This is a genomic window from Phytoactinopolyspora endophytica (genome assembly GCF_004138495.1).
GTDB lineage: Bacteria > Actinomycetota > Actinomycetes > Jiangellales > Jiangellaceae > Phytoactinopolyspora > Phytoactinopolyspora endophytica.
The window spans coordinates 119529-124404 of record NZ_ML142859.1 but is presented as its reverse complement, the minus strand read 5'-3'; the positions used below and the strand labels follow the sequence as shown (position 1 = coordinate 124404).

Sequence of the window (4876 nt, the reverse complement as noted above, 5' to 3'; positions counted from 1 at the left end):
TCGTCGAGCTCCGGCAGCTGCTGCTCCTTGACCCCGGTGACGGTCACCTCACAGTCGACCTCCTGGCCGTCGTGGGTGCCGACCAGCTTGGTCCGGAACGTCGTCGAGTCGCCGGCCGAGAGTCCAGTGATAGCCTCGTCCAGGCCTTCGATCATGCCGCCCTTGCCGATCTGGTACGAGACACCAGTCGCCTGTCCGCCCTCGACGGGCTCGCCGTCAGCCGTGGCGTTCAGGTCGATCTGCACGAAGTCGCCGTCCGAGGCTGCACGCTCGACACCGACGAGCGTGCCGAAGCGCGCCCGCAGGTCATCCATGCGCTTGTCGACGTCCTCATCGGTGACCTCGATGTCATCAACCTGGACTTCCAGGCCTTCCCACTCGGGCACCTCGATCTTCGGGCGCACCGCGACCTCAGCGGTGAACTTCAGCTCTTCGCCGTCGCTGAGCTCCGACACGTCGAGCTCGGGCTGACCGAGCGGTTCCAGGTCGTTCTCCCGGACCGCGTCGCCGTAGAGCTTCGGAATGGCGTCGTTGATGGCTTCTTCCAGCACGACGGGGCGCCCGACGAACTGGTCGATAGCCAGCGGCGGCACCTTGCCCTTACGGAAGCCGGGGATGTTGACCTGGCCGCTGATGCGCTTGTACGCGGACTGGATGTTCGGCTCGAGCTCGGTGAACGGAACTTCGACCGCGAGCCGGACCCGCGTCGGGTTGAGGGTCTCGACGACGCTCTTCACGCTGACGTGTCTCCTGTGATGGGTGGCCTATGGTGAGTGGCTTTTGTCACGAGCCGGTGGTGGACCCGTTCATCAGGCCCACCACCGTACCCGCTGGCTGGTCGGGGCGACAGGACTCGAACCTGCGATCTCCTGCTCCCAAAGCAGGCGCGCTAGCCACTACGCTACGCCCCGCGTGCCTCGACAAGTCTACGGCAGAACACGCTATAGTCTTAACCGGTGGTGCACGCAGGCCACACGCGGGTGTAGCTCAATGGTAGAGCCCCAGCCTTCCAAGCTGGTTGTGCGAGTTCGATTCTCGTCACCCGCTCCGCAGCGAAACTGCAGGTCAGAACAAGCATGGCCCTGACCTGCGGGTCGGCCTTCTTTGTGGCATTTGGGTAGTTCGTGCGATCCACGTGCGATTAGCTCGTCGCTCTTTCTGGCCCGTGCTACTCGCCTTGGGATCGTCGTGGCCCGTTGTCGGACCGCTCCTGGCAGTGTGCTGTTCGTCAAAGGCGGCGCTCAGTCTCCGGGCGATCTCCCGGTCCCGTTCGTTCGTGGCGTGCTGGCAAATCAGCGCGGCACGCATGCTGGCATGGCCCATCTGGTTCATCAGCTCACGCGTCGTGGCGCCGGACAACGCCGCGAGACGCTCGTTCCAACCGATGCTCCTGGGCTTTCAGATCTCCCGACACCTCATGGGTGCCACCGTCGCGCGCACGGGCTGCCGGTATCCAGAGCGGCTTCGGCAGAACAGGCGAGCTCCCGCCGTCTCTGGGGCAAATGCGGCAGGATCGGCACGTGACCGACGAGGAGTTTGATCAGCCTACAGCGGAATGGGCAGCTTCAACGACATCTGCATCGACCCCGGCAACGATCACCCCATCGACCAGGCACAAAGCGACGAGCTGAAGGACACCTGCGCGCGCTCCAGTCCCGGATCGCCAAGGCCGCGTCGGACCTTCGAGAGGCCCTCAACCACTGACCCCGGGTCGGAACGGCAACCAGCGGAGCGTAATTACCGGTCGGCGGCAAGATTGGGGGCAGGTTGGGTCGATTCAGGCCGAGCCCCGATGAAAATCCGACCACCGTCTACGGCACGGGCCTCGAGGCGTTGTCGGCATCGATGAGCGCTCGGACTGTCGGGTGCGCACCGCACAGACCTAGGGTCACATCGTTTTGCGGAGGGAAGAGGCTATCCGCAGTTGGCCGTGGTGGCTGCTGATTCAAGTGTGTGCGCCGCCGGGGTGTCTGCCGGTGGCCGCGTAGCAGGATACGGGCCAGGACGAGGGCCGCCGCTACCTCGGCGTCGACGTCCTGGCCCGCAGCCGCATGACGCTGATCAACACCACCGAGCAGAGCGAGGAGGCCATCACCAACGACACCGCCGGCGCGATCAGCGCCTAACCAGTACACGACGAAGGATCAACCGTCGTACACCACGCCGCGGGACTTGACCCGATGTCTCTAGCTTGACGATTTCTCACGAGCGGTGATTCTGTCGATACGACGCTGGCTGTAGAAGTGCCTGTCGACGGTGCGGGATGCGTGTCGTTCGCCAGGGCGGAATTTGCTTGACCGAGACTGTGCTCTCGTCTTCAATCACGCGGACTCGCAGATACAGAGTTGAAGCGGCGTATCCACGGCAAATGGTCGACCGGACCAGTCGCCGAAGCGCTCGACGAGCCGAAGGCCGCCGAGCGAGACGAGCAGCGGCAGCTCCTGCGGGAAGATGCTCCTGATTTCGAGCGGTGCGACGACGAAGTCGGGCTCGGAGTTAGTCGAGAGGTACCACGTCCCGCGTGTAACTTGCGCGGGCGCATCGTAGATCTCAGCGACATCGACGCTAACGTCGCCACGGTCAGGATCCATGAACGACTCCCGGGTGCGCCGCACGCCATCGGCTTCGGCAAGTAGGCGCACGCTCGGGTTGAATACATCGAAGACGAACCGTGCTCCAGGTGCCAGGTGTCTTCGAACCGACCGGAAGCAGTTCACCAGATCCTCAGCCTCATGCAGATGCAGAAGGGAATTGGCTGTGATGAACACGAAGTCGAATGTGCGGCCCAGATCGAAGGCCCGCATGTCGCCCTGCATCCATTCCACCGCCGTACCGCGCTCGTTCGCCTTACGCTGAGCCTCAGCCAGCATGTCTGACGAGAAGTCCAGGCCGACGCACGGATGCCCGTCGGACGCGATGGGGATCAGCTTGTGCCCGGTGCCGCACCCGAGTTCCAATACGCGCCCGCCTTGCCGATTGGCGTCGGCCCGATAGAAATCGACTGCGGGCCCGCCGCCCGGGAACATCAGGTCGTACAGCCTCGCGTGCGAGTAGAACGCTTCACTCATTAAGCGCCTCCTCCTTTTCCGACTCATCCGCAGTTGGCCGTGGTGGCCTGCTGATTCAAGCGTGCGCGCCGCCAGCGTGTCTGCCGGTAGCTGCGTAGCAGGATACGGGCCTGGTAGTGCCGGTGGTTGCGGTAGCCGCGTCCGGTGCGCTTGATGTGCTTGACCGCGGTGTTCGCGGCCTCGGTACGGGCGTTGGTGACCAGAGTTTCGATGAAGGTCTCGATCTCGTCCCACCAGTCGTTGATGGTCTCCCACAGTCGCCAGGCCTCGGGCAGGTCAGCGGCCACGACGGCGACGCCGTGCAGGCCGCGGGCCGTGTCGAGGTCGGTGCACGCGAGCAGCATCCGGAGGCGTTCTTTCACGCCCCAGGCGGCACCGATCTCCCCGGTCGGGTCGTCGTGAGCGAAGACGCGGTCGAGCCGATGCACGGCGCGCTCGGGAGAGCTTGTCCCCGGCGTGCAGGAGCAGCATGCGGTGGCCGCCCTTCCAAGCTGGTTGTTCGGTTCGATCCCGGTCACTCGCTCCACAGCAGAAGGCCCAGGCCAGGCGGGACATTCGCCCGGGCCTTCATTGATTCACCTTCCGATGAGTCCGCGTGCCCGCTACGTGCCCGTTCGGGCTCCAGCGAGAGGCGGATCATCATCGTCACGCGACCGGTACCGGGTGCAGTCCTTGACGAATACACGGCTGCTCTGCAAGAGTGCCCGCACGGCGGCGACCGGTCGCCGAGCTGTGGAACATCCACCCCAGCCGGGGTTCCATTGGCGAAGGGGAATTCGCCCTCTCGGTCGTCGACGTCACAAGCCATTCTCCAACACCGCGTCGCTGGGGGACGAAGGTGTTCAGAGGAGGCTTGTTCCCATGACCAAGGACGCCAGCTTCAAGAAGGTTGTCCGGCGCCACGCCCAAGAGACCGGGCAGCGCTACACCGAAGCGCTGACCGATCTCGAAGGCCTCGGTACCCGCATGCACCACGAACCCGCCGCTGATGGCCTGCTCGCCTATCTTCGGGATTGCTACGGCATTGAACCGGTCGCGGCGACGAAGATCAGTGTGCACAAGACCTACGTCTTCCGCATCGACAGGCGTGACGGCAACCCCTGGATCGCGCGTGCGTTCCCTCCCGCCCGTCCGAGGGCCGGCGTCGAGGGCGACGCCGCGATCCTGCGATTCCTGGAGCGGCACGACTACCCCGCGGAACGCCTCGCGGTCGACGACGCTGGACCTGGGTTCGACGGAAGCGCGGTCCTCGTCACCCGGTTCGTCGAAAGTGTTCCTCTCCCCGACGGCGCAGAGAAGTTCGCCATCATGGGTGATCTGCTCGGACGGCTGCACGCGCTGCCGCTCGACGAGTCCGTCAGCCGCCCCGGTGGGGCGAGTGGTGAGGACCCCAGCCGTGAGGGCAGCCCGCGGCAGGACCTGCTGGCCGCCCTGTCGTTTCTCGACGCCGTGGACACGAAGGTCGCGCCGGCCCATCGCGAGCGATTCGAGCAGATCCGCGACCAGGTTCGCTCGGCTGATGACGGTCACGGTCTTCCCGAGGCGTTGCTCCACGGCAACCTCCTTCACGCCCCCGATCACGCCGTCGTGAGCGAACACGGACCCGTCGCGATCAACTGGAAGGCGTCTGGGCGCGGCCCGCGACTCGTCGACTTCGCCTACCTGATGTGGGGCACCTGGCTCAATGAGGAACTGATCGACGCGGGCGTCAACGCATACCGCCGACACGTCGAGCTGACCGACGAGGAACTCGACCGATTCGAGGCGGTGATGTGCATACGGCCGCTGTACCTCATGGCGTTCGAGTA

At 65.0% G+C, this 4876-nt stretch carries 4 protein-coding genes and 2 tRNA genes; 2 read left to right on the top strand and 4 right to left on the bottom strand.

Going from position 1 to position 4876, the window contains the following annotated elements; all coding sequences use genetic code 11:
• Window positions 1–737, bottom strand: a 737-nt coding sequence (gene tig / locus ELR45_RS41190) for a trigger factor (protein ID WP_240759939.1), incomplete at its 3' end; no start/stop codon positions are given.
• 98 nt (window positions 738–835) lie between these two features.
• Window positions 836–911: transfer RNA gene (locus ELR45_RS20740), tRNA-Pro, on the bottom strand.
• A gap of 65 nt (window positions 912–976) precedes the next feature.
• Here ELR45_RS20740 and ELR45_RS20735 point away from each other — a divergent pair.
• A tRNA-Gly gene (locus ELR45_RS20735) sits at window positions 977–1047 on the top strand.
• Between the two features lie 1274 nt (window positions 1048–2321).
• Here the strand turns inward: ELR45_RS20735 and ELR45_RS20725 are convergent.
• A complete protein-coding gene (locus tag ELR45_RS20725; protein WP_205856961.1) occupies window positions 2322–3026 on the bottom strand; it encodes a class I SAM-dependent methyltransferase in 705 nt (234 codons plus the stop codon).
• Between the two features lie 65 nt (window positions 3027–3091).
• Complete coding sequence (locus ELR45_RS20720) at window positions 3092–3586, bottom strand: transposase (protein ID WP_165367970.1); 495 nt, start codon at window positions 3584–3586, stop codon at window positions 3092–3094.
• 343 nt (window positions 3587–3929) lie between these two features.
• Between ELR45_RS20720 and ELR45_RS20715 the strand changes: the two genes are divergently transcribed.
• Window positions 3930–4876 (top strand): phosphotransferase enzyme family protein (locus tag ELR45_RS20715; RefSeq protein WP_165367969.1); only part of this gene is annotated, 947 nt, incomplete at its 3' end.

Coding starts and splice junctions, on each gene's coding strand:
- ELR45_RS20725 (WP_205856961.1), bottom strand. CDS start 3,026: ATGTTCCCGGGCGGCGGGCCCGCAGTCGATTTCTATCGGGCCGACGCC.